Origin of the sequence: Peribacillus sp. NJ4, from assembly GCF_030348345.1 — a bacterium.
Classification (GTDB): Bacteria; Bacillota; Bacilli; order Bacillales; family DSM-1321; genus Peribacillus.
The window spans coordinates 4032001-4057050 of sequence record NZ_JAUCFQ010000001.1 but is presented as its reverse complement, the minus strand read 5'-3'; the positions used below and the strand labels follow the sequence as shown (position 1 = coordinate 4057050).

General features: G+C 38.1%; 28 protein-coding genes. 18 read left to right on the top strand and 10 right to left on the bottom strand.

All coding sequences use genetic code 11. The features are described 5' to 3' along the window. Positions 1-135 precede the first annotated feature (135 nt). The 3 genes from QUF94_RS20180 (at position 136) to QUF94_RS20170 (ending at position 2133) form a co-directional block, all read left to right on the top strand. Entirely contained in the window at positions 136-570 is a 435-nt protein-coding gene (locus tag QUF94_RS20180; RefSeq protein ID WP_289318449.1) for a hypothetical protein, read from the top strand. Then, a complete protein-coding gene (locus QUF94_RS20175) occupies positions 558-857 on the top strand; it encodes a YxcD family protein (protein WP_289317400.1) in 300 nt (99 codons plus the stop codon). The genes QUF94_RS20180 and QUF94_RS20175 overlap by 13 nt, the downstream gene beginning before the upstream one ends. 298 nt (positions 858-1155) lie before the next feature. Next, positions 1156-2133 carry an aldose 1-epimerase gene (locus QUF94_RS20170; protein WP_289317399.1) on the top strand — a complete coding sequence of 326 codons (978 nt, stop codon included), beginning with the start codon at positions 1156-1158 and terminating at the stop codon, positions 2131-2133. A 40-nt stretch (positions 2134-2173) separates the two neighbouring features. On the opposite strand, the gene QUF94_RS20165 is transcribed toward QUF94_RS20170, so the two are convergent. Beyond that, a complete protein-coding gene (locus QUF94_RS20165; RefSeq protein WP_289317398.1) occupies positions 2174-3562 on the bottom strand; it encodes an amino acid permease in 1389 nt (462 codons plus the stop codon). A 536-nt stretch (positions 3563-4098) separates the two neighbouring features. Between QUF94_RS20165 and QUF94_RS20160 the strand changes: the two genes are divergently transcribed. The 3 genes from QUF94_RS20160 (at position 4099) to QUF94_RS20150 (ending at position 5564) form a co-directional block, all read left to right on the top strand. Then, positions 4099-4266 (top strand): YezD family protein, encoded by a 168-nt coding sequence (locus QUF94_RS20160; protein ID WP_289317397.1) that lies wholly within the window; start codon positions 4099-4101, stop codon positions 4264-4266. Between the two features lie 178 nt (positions 4267-4444). Next, positions 4445-5230 (top strand): serine hydrolase, encoded by a 786-nt coding sequence (locus QUF94_RS20155; protein ID WP_289317396.1) that lies wholly within the window; start codon positions 4445-4447, stop codon positions 5228-5230. A 121-nt stretch (positions 5231-5351) separates the two neighbouring features. Then, complete coding sequence (locus QUF94_RS20150; protein ID WP_289317395.1) at positions 5352-5564, top strand: hypothetical protein; 213 nt, start codon at positions 5352-5354, stop codon at positions 5562-5564. Positions 5565-5621: 57 nt separating this feature from the next. Here QUF94_RS20150 and QUF94_RS20145 read toward each other — a convergent pair whose 3' ends face one another. Beyond that, positions 5622-5882, bottom strand: a complete 261-nt coding sequence (locus QUF94_RS20145) for a hypothetical protein (protein WP_289317394.1) — start codon at positions 5880-5882, stop codon at positions 5622-5624. A 302-nt stretch (positions 5883-6184) separates the two neighbouring features. On the opposite strand from QUF94_RS20145, the gene cspC reads away from it, so the two are divergent. After that, on the top strand, positions 6185-6385 hold the full coding sequence (gene cspC, locus QUF94_RS20140) for a cold shock protein CspC (protein WP_010331195.1): 201 nt from the start codon (positions 6185-6187) through the stop codon (positions 6383-6385). Positions 6386-6510: 125 nt separating this feature from the next. On the opposite strand, the gene QUF94_RS20135 is transcribed toward cspC, so the two are convergent. Next, positions 6511-6678 (bottom strand): hypothetical protein, encoded by a 168-nt coding sequence (locus QUF94_RS20135; RefSeq protein WP_289317393.1) that lies wholly within the window; start codon positions 6676-6678, stop codon positions 6511-6513. 656 nt (positions 6679-7334) lie between these two features. Between QUF94_RS20135 and QUF94_RS20130 the strand changes: the two genes are divergently transcribed. The 4 genes from QUF94_RS20130 (at position 7335) to QUF94_RS20115 (ending at position 10197) form a co-directional block, all read left to right on the top strand. Then, entirely contained in the window at positions 7335-8420 is a 1086-nt protein-coding gene (locus QUF94_RS20130; RefSeq protein ID WP_289317392.1) for a CdaR family transcriptional regulator, read from the top strand. A gap of 113 nt (positions 8421-8533) precedes the next feature. After that, positions 8534-9682 (top strand): glycerate kinase, encoded by a 1149-nt coding sequence (locus QUF94_RS20125; RefSeq protein ID WP_289317391.1) that lies wholly within the window; start codon positions 8534-8536, stop codon positions 9680-9682. Between the two features lie 71 nt (positions 9683-9753). Beyond that, positions 9754-9876 carry a hypothetical protein gene (locus QUF94_RS20120; RefSeq protein ID WP_289317390.1) on the top strand — a complete coding sequence of 41 codons (123 nt, stop codon included), beginning with the start codon at positions 9754-9756 and terminating at the stop codon, positions 9874-9876. 105 nt (positions 9877-9981) lie between these two features. Next, positions 9982-10197 carry a hypothetical protein gene (locus QUF94_RS20115; RefSeq protein WP_289317389.1) on the top strand — a complete coding sequence of 72 codons (216 nt, stop codon included), beginning with the start codon at positions 9982-9984 and terminating at the stop codon, positions 10195-10197. Between the two features lie 501 nt (positions 10198-10698). On the opposite strand, the gene QUF94_RS20110 is transcribed toward QUF94_RS20115, so the two are convergent. Then, positions 10699-12066: a citrate:proton symporter gene (locus QUF94_RS20110; RefSeq protein WP_289317388.1), complete on the bottom strand. Its 1368-nt coding sequence runs from the start codon at positions 12064-12066 to the stop codon at positions 10699-10701. A gap of 815 nt (positions 12067-12881) precedes the next feature. Between QUF94_RS20110 and QUF94_RS20105 the strand changes: the two genes are divergently transcribed. From QUF94_RS20105 to QUF94_RS20080, 6 genes are all read left to right on the top strand, one after another. After that, positions 12882-13979, top strand: a complete 1098-nt coding sequence (locus QUF94_RS20105) for a tartrate dehydrogenase (RefSeq protein ID WP_289317387.1) — start codon at positions 12882-12884, stop codon at positions 13977-13979. A gap of 225 nt (positions 13980-14204) precedes the next feature. Beyond that, entirely contained in the window at positions 14205-14963 is a 759-nt protein-coding gene (locus tag QUF94_RS20100; protein WP_289317386.1) for a GntR family transcriptional regulator, read from the top strand. 298 nt (positions 14964-15261) lie between these two features. After that, a complete protein-coding gene (locus tag QUF94_RS20095; RefSeq protein WP_289317385.1) occupies positions 15262-15780 on the top strand; it encodes a DUF1643 domain-containing protein in 519 nt (172 codons plus the stop codon). Positions 15781-15953: 173 nt separating this feature from the next. Then, complete coding sequence (locus tag QUF94_RS20090) at positions 15954-17054, top strand: type I restriction endonuclease (protein WP_289317384.1); 1101 nt, start codon at positions 15954-15956, stop codon at positions 17052-17054. Positions 17055-17174: 120 nt separating this feature from the next. Next, complete coding sequence (locus QUF94_RS20085) at positions 17175-17312, top strand: hypothetical protein (RefSeq protein WP_289317383.1); 138 nt, start codon at positions 17175-17177, stop codon at positions 17310-17312. A 10-nt stretch (positions 17313-17322) separates the two neighbouring features. Further along, entirely contained in the window at positions 17323-17478 is a 156-nt protein-coding gene (locus QUF94_RS20080) for a site-specific integrase (protein WP_289317382.1), read from the top strand. A gap of 230 nt (positions 17479-17708) precedes the next feature. Here the strand turns inward: QUF94_RS20080 and QUF94_RS20075 are convergent, their stop codons facing one another. Both QUF94_RS20075 and QUF94_RS20070 read right to left on the bottom strand, forming a co-directional pair. Then, on the bottom strand, positions 17709-18941 hold the full coding sequence (locus QUF94_RS20075) for an aminopeptidase (RefSeq protein ID WP_289317381.1): 1233 nt from the start codon (positions 18939-18941) through the stop codon (positions 17709-17711). Between the two features lie 380 nt (positions 18942-19321). Beyond that, entirely contained in the window at positions 19322-20809 is a 1488-nt protein-coding gene (locus tag QUF94_RS20070; protein WP_289317380.1) for an aldehyde dehydrogenase family protein, read from the bottom strand. Positions 20810-21080: 271 nt separating this feature from the next. Here QUF94_RS20070 and QUF94_RS20065 point away from each other — a divergent pair, with 271 nt between their 5' ends. Then, positions 21081-22286 carry an MFS transporter gene (locus QUF94_RS20065; protein ID WP_289317379.1) on the top strand — a complete coding sequence of 402 codons (1206 nt, stop codon included), beginning with the start codon at positions 21081-21083 and terminating at the stop codon, positions 22284-22286. A gap of 38 nt (positions 22287-22324) precedes the next feature. On the opposite strand, the gene thiE is transcribed toward QUF94_RS20065, so the two are convergent. Genes thiE through thiW form a run of 4 tightly spaced genes read right to left on the bottom strand, consistent with a single transcriptional unit; the run spans position 22325 to position 25046 of the window. Next, positions 22325-22957, bottom strand: coding sequence for a thiamine phosphate synthase (gene thiE, locus QUF94_RS20060; protein ID WP_289317378.1), 633 nt, complete (start codon positions 22955-22957; stop codon positions 22325-22327). After that, the gene (gene thiM, locus QUF94_RS20055) at positions 22938-23753 is read right to left on the bottom strand and encodes a hydroxyethylthiazole kinase (RefSeq protein WP_289317377.1); all 816 of its coding nucleotides are present in this window, start codon (positions 23751-23753) and stop codon (positions 22938-22940) included. The genes thiE and thiM overlap by 20 nt, the downstream gene beginning before the upstream one ends. After that, positions 23750-24556, bottom strand: a complete 807-nt coding sequence (thiD, locus tag QUF94_RS20050) for a bifunctional hydroxymethylpyrimidine kinase/phosphomethylpyrimidine kinase (protein WP_289317376.1) — start codon at positions 24554-24556, stop codon at positions 23750-23752. The genes thiM and thiD overlap by 4 nt, the downstream gene beginning before the upstream one ends. Beyond that, positions 24525-25046, bottom strand: coding sequence for an energy coupling factor transporter S component ThiW (gene thiW, locus QUF94_RS20045; protein ID WP_289317375.1), 522 nt, complete (start codon positions 25044-25046; stop codon positions 24525-24527). The genes thiD and thiW overlap by 32 nt, the downstream gene beginning before the upstream one ends. Between the last annotated feature and the right edge of the window lie 4 nt (positions 25047-25050).

Here is a 25050-nt window from a genome sequence, read left to right as displayed (position 1 = left end):
AGTGAAACTTATTTTGATATTCAACGTAAATACTATAAGATAAAACAAGGATAGGTGATGTGGACTTTCAGTTAATCTGGGAAAAGATATAATGAAACAACATTCCATACTATTAAACGGAGGCAAAAAAACATGATGAAAAAATTTATGGCTGCATTACTTACAATTACACTAGCATTCTCTCCAGTCGGCACTTATGTATTCCAGGATCATTCGGAGTCAGTCGATGCAAGGGGTTACAAGTCTGGAAAAAGAAGCTTTAACAGCAACAACAATAATAATTCGAATTTCCAAAATAAAGAAACGAAGAAATCCGATGCCACTACTACTAATAAAGCAAAAACTGGAAACACATTTAATAAAGGCGGCTTAATGAAAGGGATTATGCTAGGCGGACTGGCAGGATTACTTTTTGGTAGCCTATTCGCCAATATGGGAGCCCTTGGTTCTATACTTGGACTGTTAATCAACGTGTTAGCGGTTGTTGCATTAATCGTTGTAATCCGTAAAATATTCACATATTTCAAAGATAAGAAGAAGAAAGAGGATCCAAACCCATGGAGAGGCTAAAGATTTCCGAACAAGATATCATCAATGCGGTTTGTGTTTACATTGCCCGTAAAAAGCAGGTACAACCTAATGAGGTAGAAGTGGAGTTAATGTATGATGATGATTATGGATTTTCGGCTGAAACCTTTGTCGATGGCCGGAAACAAGTGTTAATCACCATCAACTTGATAGAAGCGCTTCGCTTATGGCTGGATGAATATTTGAATAAAGATCCATATTCGGGTATTGAACTTGTTTTGGATGATGAAGAGGGAATAGTGGCTTTAGTAAGTGAAAGTAATCGATAAGTAAAAAAGGATGCCGTAAAGGCGTCCTTTTTTTATTTTTTAAGATATTCGTAAAAACTATATACATGCAATGAAAACGACTCTATTAAAAGTCGAGTTTAGTGGTAGTAGATCGGTGCAAAAGAAAGAATCTAAGATAATAGATAGGTATTAAAGCAAACTAGGCAAAATCTTAATTACTGGCAACATGGTTAAGAAATACCGATGTTTCTTTTGAGTGTATTTTCATTCCAATTGTTGCAAAAAATGGTTGTTGGAAGTAGGATGGATATATGTTCAAGCAAAAGGAGGAGAGTAAGTGACAGGTTATATAGAGGATATCACTTTTTTAAATGAAAAGGCCATAAAGTTCGGCAATGAAAAAGTGGAAGCGATACTTGCACCATCTTTAGGAAGCAATCTACTTTCGTTGAAGTACAAGCGAAAGGATATTGAGGTGCTGCGAACTCCAGGTAGTTTGGAAGAATTTAAAAAGGTCCCCATTTTATACGGGATGCCAATCTTGTTCCCTCCCAATCGAATTGAAGATGGTCAATTTACATATAAGGAGACTATGTATAAGTTTCCTATCAATGAAATGGAAAAATCCAATCATATTCATGGTTTTTTGCATGACAAGCCGTGGCAAGTCTGCAAAAAAGAAGTGAACGGGAATGAAATAGTCATTAATACTGAGTTTTCAAGCAGTGATTTTGCTTATCTAAAAGGCAGCTTTCCGCAAGATATTACAGTGAATATGACTTTGTCCTTAAGCGGTGAAACATTGGATATAAAATTGGAAATCACCAACAAGGGCATTGAACCCTTTCCGTGGGGAGCAGGTTATCATACTGTATTCAATTTTCCATTTGGGCCAGGGAGTAAGTTGGAAGATTGCAGAATATCACTTCCCGTCAATAAACAATGGGAGTTGAATGAAAGGTCATTGCCTACTGGCGAAATTCATGAAACGGACAATACATTGGAAATCCAAAACGGATTTAGCTTGGAAGGCCGGCTGTTTGATGATCTATTTGGCTATGATGAGGAAAGTTCTCTGGAAAACGAGTGTATTCTCACTGACCATGAGGCTGGCATACAAGTCATTTATCATGGCGATCAATGTTTTAAGTTTTGGGTATTGTTCAATCAGGAGGGGTTCGTCTGTCCAGAACCATACACATGGGTAACGAATGCCCCTAATCTGGATTTATCGGAGGAATTGACTGGATTGAGGGAGTTAAGCTCAGGGGAAACGGTTCAGTTGAAAACTAGACTGGTAATGAAAGAGATATAAAAAAACACCTTGGCACTTTTGAATGCCAAGGTGTTTAAGGTTATGCTTTCTTTTTCATCCAGAGCGGGTATAGAACGATTCCAACTACATATAAGGCAATGCCAAGTATGAATGTATTCATATCAGCTGTACCTGTCTTGATGACCCAAATCGAGTAGATTAACGCCAGGATGGTGATAATGCCATCACGAACCCTCGAACCTTTCATGATGTCATAGGTTTCCCCAGTCATGACTAATTTCAATTGATACAGAACTGATGCAAGGTAAGGAATCAAGTATGCGAGTGTAGCGACGATCATTGAGAATTTATAAGCTTCCAAAATCGTTCCCGAAATAGTGGAGAATAAGAATATCTGTGTCATGATATTTGTTATTGTCATAGAACGGACAGGCGTGCCATTTTTGTTTGCCTTTGCAAAATAGGACGGGAACAGATCTGATTTCGCTGCCTGGTAAGGAACTTCAGATGCAACGACAATCCATCCGATTGTAGAACCCAATAAGGAAATGACGGCAAGTGCGGCCATTAAATACGTACCGCTTGAACCGACTACAGCTTGTAGTGCGTCAACAAGTGGTTTTTGTGATATTTTCAAATCGTCTTGAGATATGGCACCCATCGTCAATAAGGTAATGCCGATATAAATGGCAACAGCGATAAGTAAACCTAGAATCGTGGCTTTCTTAACATCATTTTGTGACTTGGCACGGTTTGAAAGCATGACGGCAGCTTCAATACCGATGAATGCCCATAATGTTGAAATTGCAGCAGCATTCACTTGATCACCTAAAGAGATGGCTGAACCTGTCTTATCGTAAAATTCAGCACCGTTCCCCAGATTTGAGGAATCGAAAATGAATATCGTGATAATGATGAAAAATAAGAATCCAAGCACTTTTGTTACCGTAGCAAAAAGATTCAGTTTCCCAGCACTGTTGAAGCTTCTTACCAAGATTGCCTGAATTCCCCAAAGGGCAATGGAACAGACTGCAAAGGTTAGTGCTTTACCAATTTCGAGATGAAACGAACCCGCAGTATAAATCACTTTCGTACTATGCATCACCGGGAAAAACGTTGATAGGTAACCAGCAAATGAAATGATGACAGAAGCTGTCGCCGCCCAATTTGCAGCCCAATAACCCCAAGCCATGCTATATCCTGAAACCCTTCCTTTAGCCCGGGATTTAAATAATGATTGGGCATAACTTTGAGGTCCGGCTTTCAATTCCGGTTTCCGGACTGCCAGGTTACCAAACACCAGAGCTATTAAAAATACTCCCAGTCCAGTAACCATCCATGCCAATGTTGCCCCTAATGGACTGGATACTTGTGCTAATTGAGCAGGGAGCATGAAAATTCCGCCGCCGACCATATTTCCAATTACGAATGTGGTCAAAATCAATAAACCCCATTTTTTATTTACCATATATAATCGAACCTTTCTTAAATACAAAGTGTGTGTTATATACCGACAACTTATACTAAAATAGTATATCTTAAATAGTTTAGTTTGGTAAAGTGGTAAATAAGTAAAATGTAAAACACAGACTAATCAGAAAATTGCAATGCGTGATTGACAAAAGGATTAAATTGGATTATATTAGAAAAAACCGAGTTAATAGGTAAGGATAATGCGGTTTATTGCTTCAAATCGTATACTGGATTTTTCCATAACGTTTGCAACTCCTGAATATTGCCGATTAGTCAACTAAAGGCGCCCTTACATCTAATCTGTTAGATGACGGGTGCCTTTTATTTATTATAGTGAAGGGAGGGGAATATGGAGTTCCTATGAACGGGTTATTCTTAATCGGAAGGGTTAAGAGATGAGGATATGATAGGTAACCAAGTTCCTCAAGAAAACATTGAAAGTGGGAAGAGTACGTGTAGATTTTCGTACGATCTCTTTTTAACATTAGGTATGAAACGAAGCTTTATTACCAGTATTGAAGGGGAGATAATATGGAAAAGAAAGAAGAATTGAAAATAAGGCATATCATTTCAAGCTTGGAAGAACTTCAATATGGATCCGTCATAATAACCGTCCATGATGGAGAAATCACACAGGTGGATACAACTGAGAAGAAACGATTCCCATTAGTGAAGGGCCGGGCTGTTAAGACTAGATGAATATCAGTTTTTAAGTGAGCCTTCGATACGAAGGCTCTTTTATTTCGTTTTACTATACAAATTTATTCGATTTGGAATTTTCAAGAAGATTGTACTGCTTTTAACATGGTAGAATAAGTTAGGGTATATGGGAGTTTTTATAGGGACTTATGAAATCTTAAGGAGGAACAGGGAATAGATGACCTTACAAACTATAGAACATGATATCTTGGAATTAGTTGAATCATTTAATGGGAAAATTGCCTATAAAATTGAAAATGAGCTAGGGGATACGATTGGATATCACGAGGATGAATCTTTTCAATCAGCGAGTTTGATCAAAATACCAATGATCATCGAAGGTTATCGTCAAAGCGAACAAAAGAAAATCTATTTGAATCAACCAGTTACCATCCCCCCTAATGAAGTGACTGGGGGATCAGGAGTCCTGCATGTCTTATCGAATAAGGTATTTTTAACTGTAGAGGATTTATTGACACTGATGATAACTGTTTCTGACAATACTTCCACGAATATGATGATGAAACTGTTGGGCTTTGAGGAAATAAATCAATGCATCAAGGAACTTGGTTTGAAAAATACCGTCCTTGAACGAAAAATGCAGGATTTTAAGGCATTAAAAGAAGGTCGGGACAATACCATCTCGGCGGAAGATACGATTACCTGCTTAAAAGCTATACATACAGGCGACTTTTTAACGAAAGAAAGCCAGGAAAGAATATTGCGAGTATTTGACAATCAGCAATTAAGGGATAAACTTCCATCATTGATGGGCAGAGGGGTTAAGGTCGCAAGCAAAACGGGCGGAATTCGGGGAGTTGCCCATGATTGTGCAATCATTCGGTCAGAAACACAAACTGTTTATGCTGCAGTTCTTACTGAGGATATGAACTCAGAGGAAGAAAGCCGCCAAGTAATCAGTAAAATTGGAAAGGTGATTTATGATGATATGGTCGCAGATTAAATTGTCCGATTCAATATTTTTGGAATGGTCAACAGGGTTATCACTATTATAAGAAGAAGAGCGGGAAGTCATTCATGATTTCCCGCTCTTCCATATTAGTTATAAGGGGGGATGAGAAAGAATGTTAGATAATGAAAGGAAAATGAAACGGGGGAAAACTTTAAAAATAGCGATGAAAGTTGGTGTTATTGGTTTTATTGTGTTATTGGGTTATTTCGGTTTTTTACACATGAAAATACAAGAAAGCATTCATCAGCCAATTCCGGAAAATGCCGATTACCTAATAATTCTTGGGGCAAGGGTCAATATCTGGCTATTACCAAATACTATCTGACAGAGTTGATTGGGAGGTGAATTCGAATTCTCCTAAAGATGGGGGAGGGTACTTTCATTATTCGACTTCCACGACAACATTAGGAACTTCCCAAAAATCTTTCTCTTGATATAACTCTTTAAGTGTCTTATAAACGGGATAACCGGTATAGGAAATCTCGACTCGTTCATCGGCATTCACTTCTTCCACATCTATATCATCAACAAAACCAAGTTGATCATCGATTTCAATTAAATAAAATCCAAGTGCCTCATATCCGCTATAGGCTACAATAACCTTACTGTCAATACCGCTATTAGAAACTTTGTAATATTTCATTGGTTGCCCCCCCCCTCGTTGTTAATTCTTTAAGTGAAAATGGTACGGTTTCTTATACTCTGATATACCCCTTAAAATATAACTGAATCATTCAATTGGATAAATAAAGTAAATAAAGGATATAGGGAAGCGGAAAAAGAATGTGCCCTGTCAAATAAATATCACGAGATAATTTGCTATCTTAATCATTTCGTGTTAATCTAATAAAGAATTGTTTTTGATTGTGGAAGAAGGTACTAGTTATTTTCCAAATGATTGAAAATAGTAATACAATGTGTGTTATGCACTAGGAGGCAACAAAAATGGAACAAGGTACAGTTAAATGGTTTAATGCAGAAAAAGGTTTTGGATTTATCGAACGTGAAAATGGAGACGACGTATTCGTACATTTCTCAGCTATCCAAAGCGAAGGCTTCAAGTCTTTAGACGAAGGTCAAAAAGTAACTTTCGACGTTGAGCAAGGTGCTCGTGGAGCTCAAGCTGCTAACGTTCAAAAAGCTTAATTTTAAAATTAAATCGTAACCTATATGAACAGACTCCCTCGATGGGAGTCTGTTTTTTATTGTGCTAAAGAAAGTAAGCAAAAAAAATCCCACTCTGAGCTGAGTAGGGTTTTAGGGACGTGTTATTAAGATTTTTTTAATTCTTCTTCAAAGAAAAAAGTAGTTGGATGTTCTTTTACAGTATAAGAATATCTTTTCATGTTTTTTACATATGCCCATTTATTAATGGTTACTGATTCATTAGTATCCTGAATAGTTACTGTTTCGCCAGTATTATACTTATTGCTTTTCAATTTATGCACCCTCTTTACTAATAGTATAACATATTTGGTAATAAAAAATGTGTCCAAGATATTCCAAGGATATATTATGTAACTTCCCTTAACTGTATGGGTGGATATATTGATACTGAAAAGGTTCCTATTAGCGTAAATTCGTTCTTTGAGGTCATGTGTCTTTTACTCTGAACAGTGTATTCTTCACATTATGATAAACTAGATCATTGGAAATGCAAGAACTAGTATCAGGTTTACTTCAGGCTTTGGTTACAATGTAAAAGTCAGTAAAAAAGGACCTGATGGTGGGACAAGGATGCCTTTGGCTTTGAGACACCGATTATAAAGGCAAGTGAAACATCGTAAATCAACTTCTGGAGGATCTGAGACTCAACAACTTCTTGGAGTGCACCAATAGATGCCAACTCATTATTTATAGCTACAGAAGGCTTTCAATGCAATAGGGGCTTATTATTATCTCGCAGGTAATCATAAGCGGAGAGTCAACTATAAAAGCCAGTTTTAAAAGCATGCTGGTTCAACGGCAAGGGGATTTGAAAAAGGAGGTAATAAAATACTGTAAAACAAAATATATACATTTGAGCAATTCTCCATCTTCTGGTGATAAAATGAAAAAGAAACAGTCCAATCCATTATAAAAGGAATAGATAAGGATGAAAGAAAATTTTCAGATTAGTCCTTCTTTAGCTCAAATGATCGTGGATGCAGCAAAAGAAGTCATTGGAAAAGATATAAACTTTATACATTTAGATGGGAAAGTTGTGGCCAGTACAGACCCAGATCGAGTCGGCTCTTTTCATGCTGCCGCCCTTCAAGTGCAGAAAAAAGGAAGTGTTGTAGAAGTTACTGCGAATGAGGCGTTTAAGGGTGCAAGAAAAGGCATTAATTATCCGGTCATGATCGATCAAATAATGCTGGGTGTTATCGGGATATCCGGAGATCCGGAAGAATGTAAGTCCTTGGGGTTTTTACTGACCAAAATTACAGAAGTATTGATAAAGGAACAAATGATAAAAAACGTCATTCATTCTTTAGACGAATTGCGCTCATCTATTGTTCGCATGCTCATTTTTGAAAATGAAAAAGAGGATACATTCATGAATGAACACTTGCAGCAGCTCCAATATGAGTTAGAAGAGAGAGCGTTTGTCGCTATTATTCATTTGCCAGGTTTGAATAATGCCTCATCACTTCCTGTTAAAATGAATGGGATATTATTAGAAAAGGGAATTAAACTTTTTACTTACTTATTTCCAAACCAATACGCCTTAATTATTAACGCATCACAGTATAAATCAATATTACAAATCTTCAATTCGTATTTCCGCTCTATGAATGTAAGCTATTCGATCGGGATAGGCAGTATCGGTTATTTAGAGGAACTCGCAAAGTCCTATACGCATGCAAAACTTGCCTTAAAATATGCTCTTTCAAAAAAAGTAACGGTATGCGAATATGCAAAGCTGGATTTAGAAATGATTATGGAAAACATTGATTTCCATATAAGAAAAGACTATGCATCGAAACTCATCGGTGAACTTTCAGAAGCGGAAATAAATCTCTTACATACTTATTACAATAATAACCTTTCGCTGAAGAAGACAGCTGAAGAATTATTTATCCATAAAAATACCTTGCAGTATCGTCTTGATAAAATCGCTCAAAAAACAGCGGCAAATCCAAGGGATTACCATGATTCTGTTAAACTTTATCTTGCTCTTTTACTTCAAACTCTTTAGTTTGAGGTTTTTTGTTATATAAAACAAAATTATTAATAATTCTTTGTTGCCTAGACTATTACCTTTACCTAAATACTCACCTATAATCAATGTAGATGACGGAGGTGCTAATGATGAAAGTTTTAATTGCCATTGATTCATTTAAAGGAAGTATTTCTTCTATTAAAGGCAGCGAAGCTATTTCTTTAGGTATAAGAGATATCTATCCTGAAGCGCAGATCGTAACACTTCCTTTAGCGGATGGTGGAGAAGGAACGGTGGAGACCTTGGTACAGGCAACCAATGGGAAACTAGTCAAAAAAGAAGTAATAGGGCCTTTAAAAGAAAAAGTAGAGGCAATCTATGGAATTTTGGGTGATGAGAAGACAGCTGTTATTGAAGTAGCTGCAGCTTGTGGTTTACCTCTTGTTCCTTACAACCAACGTAATCCATTCTTTACAACCACATATGGCGTTGGAGAACTCATTTCTGATGCCATAGAAAAAGGATGTCGTGAGTTTGTCATTGGGCTTGGTGGAAGCGCTACAAACGATGCAGGGATTGGCATGCTGCAAGCATTGGGCTTTCGTTTCTATAACATGAACAATGAGAAAGTAGGAGTAGACGGTCAAGCGCTCACAGATATTTGGAAAATGGATCTGGGCCATGTGAATACAAAATTGAAAGAGTGCACATTCAGGGTTGCTTGTGATGTAAAAAACCCTCTTTACGGGCCGGATGGCGCTGCGTACATTTTTGGGCCTCAAAAAGGAGCAACGCCTGAAATGGTGGGACAACTAGATAAAGGGCTTAAACACTTTGCAGAATTCGTCCTTGATAAGCTGGGTATAGACATCAACCAGATTGAGGGGGCCGGAGCTGCCGGGGGATTAGGCGCTGCTTTTTCAGGTTTCTTACATGCCCATCTCCAGTCTGGAATTGAACTAGTGTTGGAGATTATTGAAATGGAAAAGAGTATGCAAGGTATCGATTTTGTCATTACTGGTGAGGGGAAGTTAGACGGACAAACATCTATGGGAAAGGCACCCCTTGGAGTAGCGCAGCTTGCCCAAAAGCATGGGATTCCCGTCCTTGCGCTCGCAGGTGGAATTACTGAAGAGACAGCAGCATTAAACAAACTTGGTGTCACTTCCTATTTTTCTATTGTGAATACGCCAATGACACTGGAAGAAGCGATGGATCCAAAAGTAACGTTCAGCAATTTACGATCAACGACAAATCAATTATTCCGGCTACTTCAAGCAGTTCGAACAGGCGTGTAAACGTAACAGGTAAACATTGGCGAGAGGATGATCATTAAATGAATGCTTTTGCTGTTTTTTTTTTTGCGATTTTGAATCGGGAAAAAAGTCAGGAGTACCGTGCACAGCTTCTTCAGTATTTAGATCAAAAGCGCAGTGAAGTAAAAATAGTAGACAATGGACGATTTAGTGAAAGGGGGGGAGTCATTCATTGAAATATCAGAACATTCTGTTTGTGTAAATTTGATCCATCATTCTTCCCGGGTACCGCTTTACATGTTCCTACTTAGGCTGTTTCTTTAGCTGATCTTATTGTTCAAGTGTCAAGAGAGGTATCGAAGTATGATGACGAATGGGCTGATGCCTGCAGCGTTGTTGATAAGAGAAGTGGCATTATAGGTGCTCTTAGATGTCGCCGTTATGGAAAGCTCATAGATACTTTTGCTGTTAGTCGAAGGGAAGCGGCTATAATCGTAAAAAATATGCAAATTAGAAATAAAAATTTTTATGTTTATTATAAAAACTTGAATAAATAAAAAAATCACTATCAGCTAAAAGTATCATCGGGGTTGTGGGTGCGGCGATTAGTCCTAGTGATGAAATAAAACTAATTTCAGGGGATAATGATGACAACAAGCCGATTAAGATAATACAAGATATTCTTTCAATTGAACGAAATTTATATTACTTTGTGCCTCATCGATGGTAAAAATATTCGATGAGGCTTGTTTTATAAACAAAGAGTAATGACACTCAATTATCATCGCGTGAATGTTTAAGAAGAAAAAGTCACAATACAGTTGTCTAACCCTTACAATTGAATTCTACCTGGCTCTGCAGACTGTTCCCTCAAAAAGAACCATCTGTTTCAATTGGTTTAGCTTCAATCTCTATATTTTTTTCTTTTAAATAAAGAAGTAATATTTGACAATACTTTCATATACCTTTTTCATTTGATAGGAAATTTCTATATAATATTCTGACTTAGCATAATCAAAAGAATTGATAGTTGAACTTCATGATATAGCTTTTATCCTTTAGAAAATTGGTAATGACCCAGTTAATATATAAACAGCCAGGTATATAAATATAATTGGCCAAGCATAAATTACATATGTTTTTTGAAAATTCACAAAATTCGTCTCCGTAGAACTAACTAACATATATAGAGCTGGGATAACTGGGGAAATTAGACGGAATGCCTGTCCCACCATGGAAGCTACAGCCGCTTCGCTAGCAGAAATTCCATATTGCCCCATAACATCTGACATAACCCCGGCAATCCCAAAGTAGAAAGCATCTTGCGGTAAAAATGTAATTGCAGGTGCTGCAATTAACGCGTAGATTGGTGCCATATGTGAGCCTAATGATTCTGGGATAATAGCTGTAATGGATGTTGCTAAAGCAGTTGACATCCCACTACCTGTTAAAACGCCAGAGAAAACCCCAGCAGCCAAAGTTGCCAAAGCTGGTGCTAAAGCATCTGCTGCTAAGTCATCCATTCGTTCATTAACAAGTTTTGCAGACTTATAGTTTACCGTAAGGGCAATTGCTGCACCTATACCAAATAAAACACCGCCATGTGCAACATCCATCACAAGCATAACTAAAATAACGAGGGTTAAAATCAAATTAAAAGCATAGAGTTTAGGTCTCTTTAATTCAGGGTCTTTTAGACGAATAGCGTTTAACATGCTTTCCATTTGATCAGGAGAAATATCTTTAGCAGTTTTAGGATCAAAGTTTAAGCGCTTTCGTTCTTTTATTCCAATAAAATAAGCCATGAAAATTGCATATACTTCAGCAACTAGCATCCCTGGTAATAAATTTGCGAACAATTCGCTAATACTTACACCCATTGCTGTGCTCGCAGCAATTGTTGGACCTCCCCATGGTAACTGATTAAAAATTCCAATTGGGGTAACGATAATTACAGCTAAATAAATTAGCTTAATATTCATTTGTTTATAAAGTTGAAGGAAAGCAGCAACACAAATAATAATAGTTGTAGTAGTATCACCGTTCATAGTGACTACTGTCGCAGTTAAAACTGTTGCCATAGTAACTTTCAGTGGGTCACCTTTAGCCTTTTTAATAAAGAATTCGCATAAAGGGTCAAACAAACCGACATTAAGCATTACACCAAAATACAACACCGCAAATAAGATAACAATTGCAGGTGAAATAACCCCAATGGATACCTTTCCTGTTTCTTCATTAACACTAAATAAAATACCTTCTTTAATCCATTCAAAGAGATCCAAAAAGGAAGCGCCCGTTACAAAGGTAGCAATTGCTCCAAAGACAAATGGAACAATTGTTAATGCCCCGAATACAGATAATTTATTTTTTGAGAGAAGTACAATGAATACAATGATCATTAATAATGCTAGGAATGTTAGCATACAAACCACCTCCCGTAAAAATTATGACATAAAATTATTTGAAACTTTAAATAGTTAAGTGTATTACTACATTGTTAAGCTATGAATATATTAATCTTTCATTCTGAACCTCATCAGAAGGACCAACTTTTAATGAGGTTCTAGGCTCTTATTCATTTACTTGATGAAACTAGCTTGTTTACTGATTTCTTCATAAGCTTTTCTTTTCGTTCACTAAAAATTGCTTACTCAACTTTCTTGGACTGTTAAATTTTTTAGTAACTTTACGTTATACGCCTCCTTATAACATTAATTGGTAGTATCATTTACAACCTAAGTAGAACTTTTAGAATCCTACTTTTTAATTACCCTATGACTGGAAACGTATACAAAATTATCGCTTCGATAAGTGGTGATCTGGAAAAAAACCAAGACGTTATTAGAAACTATGAAGCTTAAAACTCCATGTCTGAAAGCGCATTCAAAAATTCCCCCTTCTTTTTCCTGTGATGGTGAAAAATAAAAAAAGTATGGTAACCTTATTGGATTGTACATTAATGTATACATTAGTGTCAATAAATTTCTGAATACTTTGTTTTATCTAAAAATATGAGGTGGTTTGGACAAAGTGAAACGTTCTTTGATAAAAGGAATTTAGGTTAAATTCGGCTATCATCTAATTTTTTCTTGTGTGTGTATAGAAAAAACTAAAAGAACATTCGAATTTAATAAAAAACCATTGACAATAACGTATACGTTATCTAACATAATGACTATAAGATTCACATTAAACTAAACCGCTTGAAGAGGCAGGATTAGTGGAGGAGGATATTTTAATGAGTGAAACAAAAAAAATTCGTTTAGCAGTTATTCCAGGTGATGGAATTGGTACGGAAGTAGTTGAGGCTGGTCTTCGAGTAATTAATCATTTAGCGAAAGATTCTAACGGTAAGTTCGAATTTGAAAGCGATTTCTTCCCTTGGGGCTGTGAATACTATTTAGAAAACGGGAAAATGATGGATGAAGACGGAGTAGAAAAACTAAGAGATTATGATGCAATTTATTTTGGAGCTGTTGGATTTCCTGGAGTGCCAGACCATGTTAGCTTATGGGGCTTGCGCTTAGCGATCTGTCAGGGGTTTGATCAATGGGCCAATATTCGCCCTATCGAATTTCTTCCTGGTGTCCCAAGAAGACTTAATCACCCGGATGTTGATTCTCTAAACTGGGTATTGATTCGAGAAAACTCTGAGGGTGAATATTCAGGTATCGGCGGTCGCAATTTCTCCGGACGTGGACCCGGAAAAGAAGTAGCTGTGCAATCCGCTTTATTTACAGATCACGGCTGCGAACGTATTATCCGTTATGCCTTTGATCTTGCACGGACACGTAAAAAGAAGAAAGTAACAAGCATCACGAAAAGTAACGCGCAGCAGTATGGAATGGTACTTTGGGATGAAGTATTTGCTCGCGTAAGTAAAGATTATCCGGATGTAGAGACGGATCAATGGCTTGTTGATGCAGCTGCCGCACAATTTGTATTGAAACCTGAAGAACTAGAAGTTGTAGTCGCTTCTAATTTATTCGCAGACATTCTTTCTGATTTAGGTAGTGCTCTTGCAGGAAGCTTGGGATTAGCTGCCAGCGCAAACATCAATCCCGAAGGGCGTACACCAAGTATGTTCGAATCCGTTCATGGATCGGCACCTGATATTGCTGGCCAAGGAATCTCCAATCCAATTGGAGCAATTGGAAGCGCTGCACTAATGTTAGATCATTTAGGGCTAAAAGAAGAAGCAGTACTCATCAATAAAGCAATTGCAGAAACGACACGTCAGGGAATTCTTACTCGTGACCTTGGTGGAACGTATAATACAGACGAAATAACGGATGCCATTATAGAAAATCTGTCCAAAGTTAAAGCAGAAATATGAAATAGAGGGCTGGGGGGGTTCCAAAAAACACCCCAGTCTTTTTTTCTTTTGTAAGAGGATTTTTATCATTCGAAATAATTTTAAGCAAGTAATTGTTCTATTTGGTTTGCAAACTAAAATGGTATACCTTTTTTCTTTATAGATGCGTAAAATGGTACATGTTAGGTATAGGATTTATTACTAAAATAATGACTATATAAATGAAGAATGGATTAGGTGATAATGATGAAGAAAAATAATACTAAAAATGATAATGAAAAAATTTTTTCTCTAAACGAAACAAGTTTGGAGAAAGATGTTTTGTTCTTTATTGATAATCTCGAAGGTTTCGATGAATATCGTTTACCACTGAGGGCATATCACATTGTCCGACTAGCTATCCGTGATTTAGTCCTTCCTCCCGGGAAAACGATACTTGAGCGGGAGATGGCTGAAGCATTACAAATGAGCCGTACTCCTGTAAGGGAAGCTCTCGTGCGTTTGGAGACGGAAGGCATGGTTCGCCTTATACCGAGACGAGGATTCATAGTTGAGCCCATCGAAAAAGAGGATCTTAAACAAATTTATGAAATAGTTGAAAAACTTGATGGACTTGCCGTAAGCCTTGCTACTGTAAAGGTGGGAGAGGGAGAGATAAATCAACTGGAATCATTGATTAAGCAGCAGGAAGAAGCACTTGAGCAAAAGAATTTAAAAAAATGGGCAATTTTAGATGATCAATTTCATCAATCAATTATTGACTACGCAAATAATAAACGTCTTAGGGCGGTAATAGATAGCCACTCAGATCAATTATATAGAGCGCGATTATTTACGATTAATCACAGGCCTTTTCCTTTTCACTCCATAGTGGAACATAAAGCAATTATTGCATGTATGAAGGCTAAAGACAGTAATGCTGCAGGTGTTTTAATGCAATCACATCGAAACCGAGCACGTAATGAAATCCTTACAGCGGTTGAAAAAATTACCCAAACTGATTAGCTCATTTTGGGTAAGGAATTTTACTTTCTAGTTTCACTCACTTACTCCACCTCAACCACCTCGAAATAATGCCCTTCAATAATGTTAATAGCACTTCAATCGCTGCAATCCAACCTTTTTCAAGATTGGAATTTTCTCCTTGTTACATTTTCTTTTCTTTCTAATCCTTAAGTGTTTTTCTCCTTGATTTTGTTACTCGACAAAATATGACAGTTACATTTTAGTGCAAATGGTAAAATAATCACAAAACTATGCTGGTGGAAAGAAGGGACTGGTATTTATTAGAAGAGAAGCGGTGTTGGAAGGAGATTATCGTTATTCCTTAATTAGAGAATGGGATGAATCAAATCAGAAAAGAGTAGTCTTTGTTTTACTTAACCCAAGCACGGCAGATAACGTGGAAGAGGACCAGACGACAAAGGTATGTATCGAATTTGCGAAAAGATGGGGATATGGTTCTCTACAAATTGTTAATTTTTTTGCCTATCGTGCTACTGACCCCAATGACCTTAAGAAGGTGAAAGACTATAACAAGATGGTAGGGGAGCATAATTATGGTTTCTTACAGAGTGCCTTACAAAGTGCAAGTAAAATAGTCGTAGCTTGGGGTGAACATGGAAAAATCCAAAAACGTTATATGGATGAATCCCTCAAATCTTTGTTTTCAAATTTTCGTCTGTACTGTTTTCGGGAGATAGCAAACAACCAACCTAAACATCCTTTAGGTGTAAATTATAACATTCCATTAAAAGAATTTACTTTTTATAAGCAGTTTTTGAGACCTGTTCTAGACGAGGGAGTAGTAGATATTATTTAAGTTGATGAAGCGATAGGAGGTAGTCTTTCACACATGTACTCAAAATTGTATTTTTTTCTGGTTATTACTTCTTTTCTTGGAATGAGAGCCTGAATGTAATTTTTTACAGATTAGCATAATTTTGTTTGGTATAATTTTTATAGAATATTTTTTTATAAAATGGGGGTATTAAAATGGAAACCTTTATACAACAAATTAAAACGCTATCAAGTAGAATAGAAAGAATAAAAGATAACATTCAAACTGAGGAAGCAACAAAAACCTCGTTAATTATGCCATTAATACAAGCATTAGGATATGATATATTTAACCCGGAGGAATTAGTACCAGAGTTCATAGCGGACGTTGGGATTAAAAAAGGTGAAAAAATTGATTATGCAATAATGGAAAACGGAAACCCTGTAATTTTAATAGAAGCAAAAAGTGTTCATGAGAAACTACATAATCATGATTCACAATTATTTAGGTATTTCGGAACTACTAAAGCTAAGTTTGCAATTTTGACAAATGGAATTGAATACAAGTTCTTCACTGATTTAGAAGAACCTAATAAAATGGATGAAAAGCCATTTTTTATATTTAATTTACATGAAATAAGAGAAAATCATTTTCTGGAATTGGCGAAATTTAGAAAGAATTTTTTTAATGTAGAAAATGTATTAACTACTGCATCTGAATTAAAATACACTAATGAAATTAAAAATTTCTTAACTCAACAATGGGATGAACCAAATGAAGAGTTTATTAAATTTGTTTTAAGTGATGTTTATCAAGGTGTAAAGACGAAGAAAGTAATTGATAATTTTCGAGATATAGTAAAAAAATCTCTAAATCAATTTGTTAATGAAAAGGTAAATGATAAGCTTCAAAAGGCTTTAAGTTCAACTGATGGAAATGAAACAAATTTAGCTGAAAAAATAAATGAAGAAGTAGCTCCGACAAAAGAGGAAGAGTTAATTGATGAACTTGAAAAAGTAGTAGATGGACCAATAATCGTAACAACCGAAGAAGAAATAGAAGGTTATGTTTTAATTAAATTAATGCTTAAAGAAAGCATAGATGCAAATAGAATTTACTATCGAGATAACAAAAGTTATTTTAACGTTTTATTAGATGATAGCATACGTAAATGGATTTGTAGATTAGGCTTTAATACAAGTAATAAATATATCCAATTAAATGATGAATTAAAAACTACACATAAATTAGAAAGTGTAAACGATATTCTTTTATATAAAGATGAAATTTTAAGGGTTACCGAACAATTTCATTAATACAAGTGGATGAACTTATTTGTTCATCCTTTTTTGACTGATGAATTTGTCTTAAACCTAAATGAATAGTTCAATATTATTGTTCAAATAAAGAAGTTTCAAATAAAGGGAAATGTGACGTTGCCAAAGAGAAATAATCTTGAAATGACTGCTTGGGATACTGAACAGGTTGAGTATTTCATACAACATTCAAAAAAACATCGGTTTGATACGGTCTATTTAATGGCGTTATTAACTGGCTGGCATGAGAAAAGGTGAGATAACTGGATTGCGTTGGAAGGATATTGATTTTGAACAAAAAATCATTTATATCAGACAAATCTATGACATTAATGCAAAGCAGTTTAAAGTAGGTGCTAAAACAAGTGCTGGTGTCCGTTCGATTCTGCTACGCTTTCCAAACGACTTAAAGCCCAAGGGGTAAAGCTAGGATTACCTTCAATCCGCTTTATGACATAAGACATACACATTTCGGAGAGGGTTGGACATATATCCATTCAAATTACGCTAGACAAGTATAGCCACGTGCTTCCTAGAATGCAGAAACACGTGGCTGATGAGCTAGATAATTTGTTTAAAATTAAAGAAATGTGACCATTTTTGTGACCACTCAAGGTTTTAGATCTTCAAAACCCCTCTATATCAAAGCTTTAATTAAAAAGCCCAATCCCCATTACGGAAGACAGGTTCTAAAGTGCCGTCCTGTTTGATGCCATCGATGTTCATTTTCTCGGATCCAATCATGAAATCGACATGTGTAAGGCTTTCATTCAATCCATTTTCTGCAAGCTCTTCTGGACTCATGTTTTTTCCGCCTTCAATACAGAAAGCATAGGAGCTGCCGATTGCGAGATGGTTTGACGCGTTTTCATCGAATAATGTATTGAAGAATAAAACATTCGATTGGGAAATCGGTGAGTTGAATGGAACAAGTGCAACTTCACCAAGGTAGTGTGAACCTTCATCCGTTTCCACCAATTGTTTTAGAATTTCTTCCCCTTCTTCAGCTTTTACTTCAATGATTCGTCCTTCCTTAAAGGTAACTGAAAAATTATTAATGATGTTGCCGCCATAACTAAGGGGTTTCGTACTGGAAACCGTACCGTAAACACCTGTTTTCAATGGAACCGTAAATACTTCTTCGGTTGGCATGTTAGCCATGAATTCATGACCCTGTACGTTAACGCTTCCTGCTCCGACCCAAAGGTGCTTGTCAGGCAACTCGATTGTCAAGTCGGTTCCAGGAGCCGTATAATGCAATTTTTGGTAATGCTTATCATTTAAATAATCAACCTTTTCATGCAGGGTATCATCGTGTTTTTTCCAGGCCTCTACAGGATCCTTAACATCAACACGAACTGCCTTGAAAATGGCTTCCCATAGCATATCAACGCGTTTTCCTTCTGCCTCTTCAGGGAATACCTTATCAGCCCAAGCCTTTGAAGGGACGGCGACTATGGACCAGCTTACTTTATCGGATTGCATATACTGACGCCACTTCTTCAGTGCAGTTCCGGATGCCTTTTGGAAGTTGGCTATCCTTTCAGGTTTTACACCTTTTAATAAGTCAGGGCTTGAGGAGATGACGGATAGATAGGCAGCTCCGTTTTCCGCAAGTTCGATCGTTTCTTCTGCACGCCACTTTGGATATTCGTGGAACACCTCATCCGGAGCCAGTTCATATTTGGTACGTGAAATGATATCGTCATTCCAATTAACGATGACATTACGCGCACCGTTCTCATATGCTTTCTTTACAATGAGACGGACAAGGTCAGCGCCCTCTAATGTAGTATTAACGACCAGGGTTTGATCTTGTTGGATATTAACGCCGACTTTAACGGCAAGTTCTGCATATTTTTCTAAATTCGATTGAAAATCACTCATCATTTCAAAACTCCTTTTCCATTTTCTACATTCATAATTGTACTTATTGTTCTATAAAAAAGAAACTTTTTACATAGTTGTGTGGAAAAACTTTATAGTAAATTCAATAAAGGAGTTCAACCGGGAAGCAGCTGAATTCAATCTACATCGGTTTTGATTCATCCACTTTAGCATCAACACCGACAATCACACTCGTGTGCACACATGAGTCAGCTCAAGCTCCAGCAGCTATTTTGTCTATCTTGCATTTTACCAAAACTAAAGAAGGAAAGACTATTAAAAGGTTTGAATAGTTGAATAATTTAATAATTCGGTTCAGTGAATCAATGGACTGAAAGAAAGAGGGCCTCTTTGAGACCCTCTTTCTTAATAGTCAAAAATCACTTACCCAAATTGATCCAGACGCTTTTCACTTCTGAATAGTTGTCAAGTGCATAAGATCCCATTTCACGTCCGATTCCGGATTGTTTGTAGCCGCCGAATGGGGAAGCTGCGTCGAACGCGTTATAACAGTTCACCCACACTGTACCGGCACGGAGTTTTCCTGCAACATAATGGGCATTGGCTATATCGCTTGTCCATAAGCCGGCTGCCAATCCATATTCACTGGCATTTGCACGGTTGATGACATCATCTAAATCCTCGAAAGGCATTGCCGCAATAACCGGCCCGAAAATCTCTTCTTTAGCAATTGTCATATCCTCTTCGACACCAGCGAATATAGTAGGAGAAACAAAGTAGCCTTGTTCACCCGGTTTATTTCCGCCGACAAGAACTTCCGCACCCTCGTTTTTCCCTTTTTCAATATAGCCCATTACCCGATTTTGCTGCTCCTGGGAAACAAGCGGTCCAATTTGTGTACTTGGATCCAATCCTGCCCCTTGTTTAATGTTTTTTGCATGGCTGGCCATATCTGCAACAACATTATCATAATGTTTCTTTTGAATATAAACCCTTGAACCGGCACAGCATACCTGCCCTTGGTTAAACATGACCCCATTCAAAGCTCCAGGGATGGCTTTTGAGAAATCCGCATCAGGTAGGATGATGTTTGGCGATTTCCCTCCAAGTTCCAATGTGACCCGTTTCAATGAATATGAAGCGGAGCGCATGATCAATTTTCCAACTTCGGTCGAACCTGTAAATGCAATTTTATTTACTTGCGGATGGTCGACAAGTGCTTGTCCAGCGGTTTCACCAAAACCGGGAACGATATTGACGACTCCATCAGGGAAACCGGCTTCAGCCAATAATTCAGCCAGGTAAAGCGCGGAAAGCGGTGTTTGCTCAGCAGGCTTTAATATGACCGTACAACCTGTAGCAAGTGCCGCTCCCAGTTTCCACATCGCCATAAGAAGCGGAAAGTTCCATGGGATGATTTGGCCGACAACACCAACAGCCTCGTGTTTTGTGTAGTTAAAGTAATTTCCGCTTACCGGAATGGTCTGTCCAACAATCTTGGTGGACCAGCCAGCAAAATATCTCATATGTTCTATAGCTAAAGGTATGTCGGCATTGGTAGTTTCACTGATTGGTTTCCCATTATCCAACGTTTCCAATTGAGCAAGTTCAGTTTTATTTTCTTCCATTAAATCGGCAAGTTTATACATAAGCCTACTGCGTGCAGCCGCGCTCATCCTTGACCAAGGACCTTCATCGAATGCTTTGCGTGCAGCTTTGACGGCTAAGTCGATATCTTCTTTATCAGCTTCATAAACATCGGCAAGTTTTTGTCCTGTAGCAGGATTAGGAGTGGAGAAGGTTTTTTTTGAAGCACTTTCCACAAACTGACCATTAATATAGAGCTTTTTTGGTCCTGTTAAAAATTTTTGCAGCTTTCCACTTACTTCTAACGTTAGATTTGTCATAATTACCCTCCTGAATAAAATGATTAACTTGGGCAAAACATGATGACTTATTGATAACGCTATGATTTATGCCAATTTTTATAATAAATGAAAAAAAGGGAATATTCAATCTATAACATTCGACAGAATATCCAAGATTTCTTTATCATTTTAAAAATGAAGTATTTTTTTGTCATGACATGTGTAATTACTATAGCAAAAATGAAAGTTAATAGTTAAAATGAATAAGGATAAAATAACTAGAAGGTCTAAAGTTCATCAGGAGGAATATATGGGAAATAATGCGAAAACGATATCGCAGCGTAAATTACTTGGTGTTGCGGGTCTTGGATGGATGTTCGATGCACTTGATGTCGGTATGCTTTCTTTCATTATTGTTGCTTTGAAACAAGAATGGAACTTAACCAGTGAACAGGTTGGCTGGATTGGGAGCATTAACTCTATAGGTATGGCTGTTGGAGCCGTTTTCTTTGGTGCAATGGCTGACAAGGTCGGACGGAAGAATGTCTTTATCATTACTTTATTATTGTTTTCAATTGCAAGTGGCGTGTCTGCAGCAGTCAGTACACTCAGCTTGTTCTTGATATTGCGATTTTTGATTGGAATGGGACTCGGAGGAGAACTTCCGGTCGCCTCGACATTGGTCTCTGAAAGTGTTGAAGCTAGTAAAAGGGGAAGGGTCGTCGTTCTTCTTGAAAGTTTTTGGGCGGTTGGCTGGATATTGGCAGCACTCATTTCCTATTTCATCATTCCTGCTTATGGTTGGCGGGTTGCATTGTTATTGAGCGCCGTTCCCGCTTTATATGCACTGTATCTGCGCTTGAAACTGCCGGATTCACCGAAGTATACGGAACTTGAAAAAAAGCAGAGACCATCTGTATTAAGCAATATGAAAAGTGTCTGGAAAAAGGAATACTCCCGCCAGACCCTTGTACTGTGGATTCTGTGGTTTTCCGTGGTCTTTTCTTATTATGGGATGTTTTTATGGCTGCCAAGTGTGATGGTCCTAAAAGGATTCAGTATGATTCAAAGCTTTGAATATGTTTTGATCATGACGCTTGCACAGCTTCCAGGCTATTTTTCAGCTGCATGGCTGATAGAGAAGATGGGGCGTAAATTCGTTTTGATCACATACTTAATCGGAACGGCCATCAGTGCCTTTTTCTTTGGATCGGCAGAGGGGTTGGCACCACTGATAGTTTCTGGAATGTTCCTATCTTTCTTCAACCTAGGGGCATGGGGTGCGCTTTATGCGTATACACCTGAGCAGTATCCAACTGCAGTTCGTGGCACAGGTGCTGGTTTAGCTGCTGGCATCGGCAGGATTGGCGGTGTCCTGGGTCCATTGCTTGTAGGGTATTTAGTTGCTGCCGATACTCCGATTTCAACGATTTTCACCATATTTACGATTGCTATTCTAGTGGGGGCCGTTGCCGTAGCTTTTGGGAAGGAAACTAAGAATACCGTTTTGACATAAACATAAGGGAGGGGACTGAATTCAGTCCCCTCATTTCGTTATTTAAAGTCTTTTATTATTTTTAAAAGGAATTCGGAGGCAGTCTTCGGACTATCAGCATTCATGATGGCTGAAACGACTGCCGTTCCGGATAGCCCGCTATCAGAAAGCGAGGAAATGTTATCGGCAGTTATACCCCCGATGGCAACGGCGGGAATCGATACGCTGCGGCAAATTTCCTCCAGATCTTCAATTGCCATTAGCGTTGCATCTTGTTTGGTCTTCGTAGGGAAAACGGAACCGACTCCGATATAATCTGCTCCATTTCGTTCGGCTTCGATTGCTTCTTCAAGAGTGGAGACTGATACCCCGATAATCATATCGTCAGGAACCATTTGTTTGATGACAGGCAGTGGAAGGTCATCTTGCCCAATATGAATTCCGTCAGCTGCAACAGCAAGTGCTATATCTACCCGGTCGTTAATGATAAGGGGAATGGACAGCTCGTTCAATAACTGTTTTAATGCATAAGCTTTTTTATAAAAGGAAAGGGAGGAATTGTTTTTTTCTCTAAGTTGTACGATCGAGACTCCTCCTGAAACCGATTCTGTAATGATTTTGGTCAAATCTTCTATTGCTATGGACTCTTCCGTAACTAAATATAAGCTTAAATCAATTTTGGATTTCTTCATTTATTTTCACCTCATGCATCCAGGTTTCCTTATTCATTCTTGATATTGCATCGATTAATCTCACACGAAACGTGCCTGTTCCTTCATCTTCTTGAAGTTTTCCAGCAGCCAGTTCCCCTGAAATGCTCATGGTAGAGATACCGGCAACTGCAGCAGCATAGAAATCGTCCGTGACTCCGGAAAAGGTTCCGATAAGAGCAGTGGCCATGCATCCGGTACCTGTAACATTTGTTAAAAGGAGGTTCCCGTTGTCGATTATGGACGTATGTTTTCCATCACTAACAGCATCCTTCGCCCCGCTGACCACGACGACACTATTCAATTTATTTGCCGCTTGTGCAGCCAGCTCCGCATTGCTAATCGCAAGTTCCCCCGAATCCACCCCCCGTGTAACGATATCCCCACCCATCAATCGATGGATCTCACTCGCATTTCCGCGAATGATTTGGAAATTAACCTTACGTAGGAGTTCTGTGACTTGCTCTGTCCGATAGGCGGTGGCACCCACTCCCACCGGGTCCAAAATGACCGGGATATCCAGGGCATTTGCCGTCTTACCGGCAATCTCCATTGCTTCCAAGACTTTATCATCAATCGTACCGAAATTAAGGACCAATGCATCTGCTAATTTGACCATATCCGCCACTTCTCTTGGGCTCGATGTCATAACAGGCGAACCACCGATGGCAAGGGTGGCATTTGCACAGTCGTTGACCGTAACAAAGTTGGTGATTTGGTGAACGAGTGGTTTTCCTTCTCTTACCCTCACGAATAAATCGGCTGCAGGAACCTTCATATTAATTCACTCCGTTCTTTTTTTGAAAATGAATGAAAATGGTGGACAGGTCCATGACCCTTACCGATTGAAAAGCTATTACGAATGGCTTCAGAAATATAGATCTTGGCCTGTTCGATCGACTCCAGCAATGTCAGTCCATTTGCCAGGTTGGATGTAATGGCGGATGACAGGGTACAGCCTGTACCATGTGTGTTTTTTGTATGAATGCGTTCTCCCTTTATCCAGTGGAAGTCAGTCCCATCATAAAAGAGATCATTTGGATTTCCCGCTGCATGGCCCCCTTTAAGTAAAACGGCTTTAGGGCCCAGTTCTTGTATGGATATGCATGCCCTGTAAAAATCTTGTTTCGTTCGAATCGACAAGCCAGTAAGAACTTCCGCTTCTGGTACATTTGGGGTTGCAAGGGTTGCAAGCGGAAGCAATTCCGTTTTTAAGGCAGAGACGGCTTTTTCGTCGAGCAAATGGTGGCCGCTTTTGGAAATCATGACAGGATCAAGGATAACGATGTCAGGTAAGAATGTTTTAAGGGACGCAGCGACTGTTTCCACTATTTCTTTTGATCCAAGCATACCTATTTTTACTGCATTGACACGAATATCTTCAAAAATGGCTGCAATTTGATCCGAAATGATAGCTGTATCGATGGCCTGAATTGAACGCACTTCCATTGTATTTTGTGCGGTTACGGCTGTGATTGCTGACATTCCAAAGACCCCATGTGCAGAAAATGTTTTTAAATCAGCTTGTATTCCAGCACCGCCCCCTGAATCAGAGCCTGCGATGGTTAATGCTGTTTTCATAAAAAAACCCCTTCATATAATTATTTTTTAGAAGTATTTTAAGTAATATGAAAGCTAAAATCGCACCTGCGAATGAACTAAGCATAAAAGCTGGTAAAAAACCAAAAAGAGCAGCTTTTTCTCCCAATAGGAGGATTGCAAGTGGATAACAGGCTAGGGAACCGAAAATGCCGGTCCCGATCACTTCCCCTAAACAAGCGAATTTTAAGCTTTGTGTTTTTCGATATACGACGGCAGCCAAAAGTGCACCGATCATGCTGCCAGGAAAGGCGAAAATTGAACCGGTACCAGACATGTTTCTAATGATGGAAACTAAAAAAGCTTGTGTTACCGCATAAGCAGGTCCCAATAATACGGCTGTCAGGACATTTGCCAGATGTTGAATAGGAAAGACTTTTGCAAATCCGGCGGGGATGAAAATAAATGAACTGGTTAAAGTCGTTATAGCCGTAATCATGGCGGTCAATGTCAATTTCTTGATTGGATTCATCATA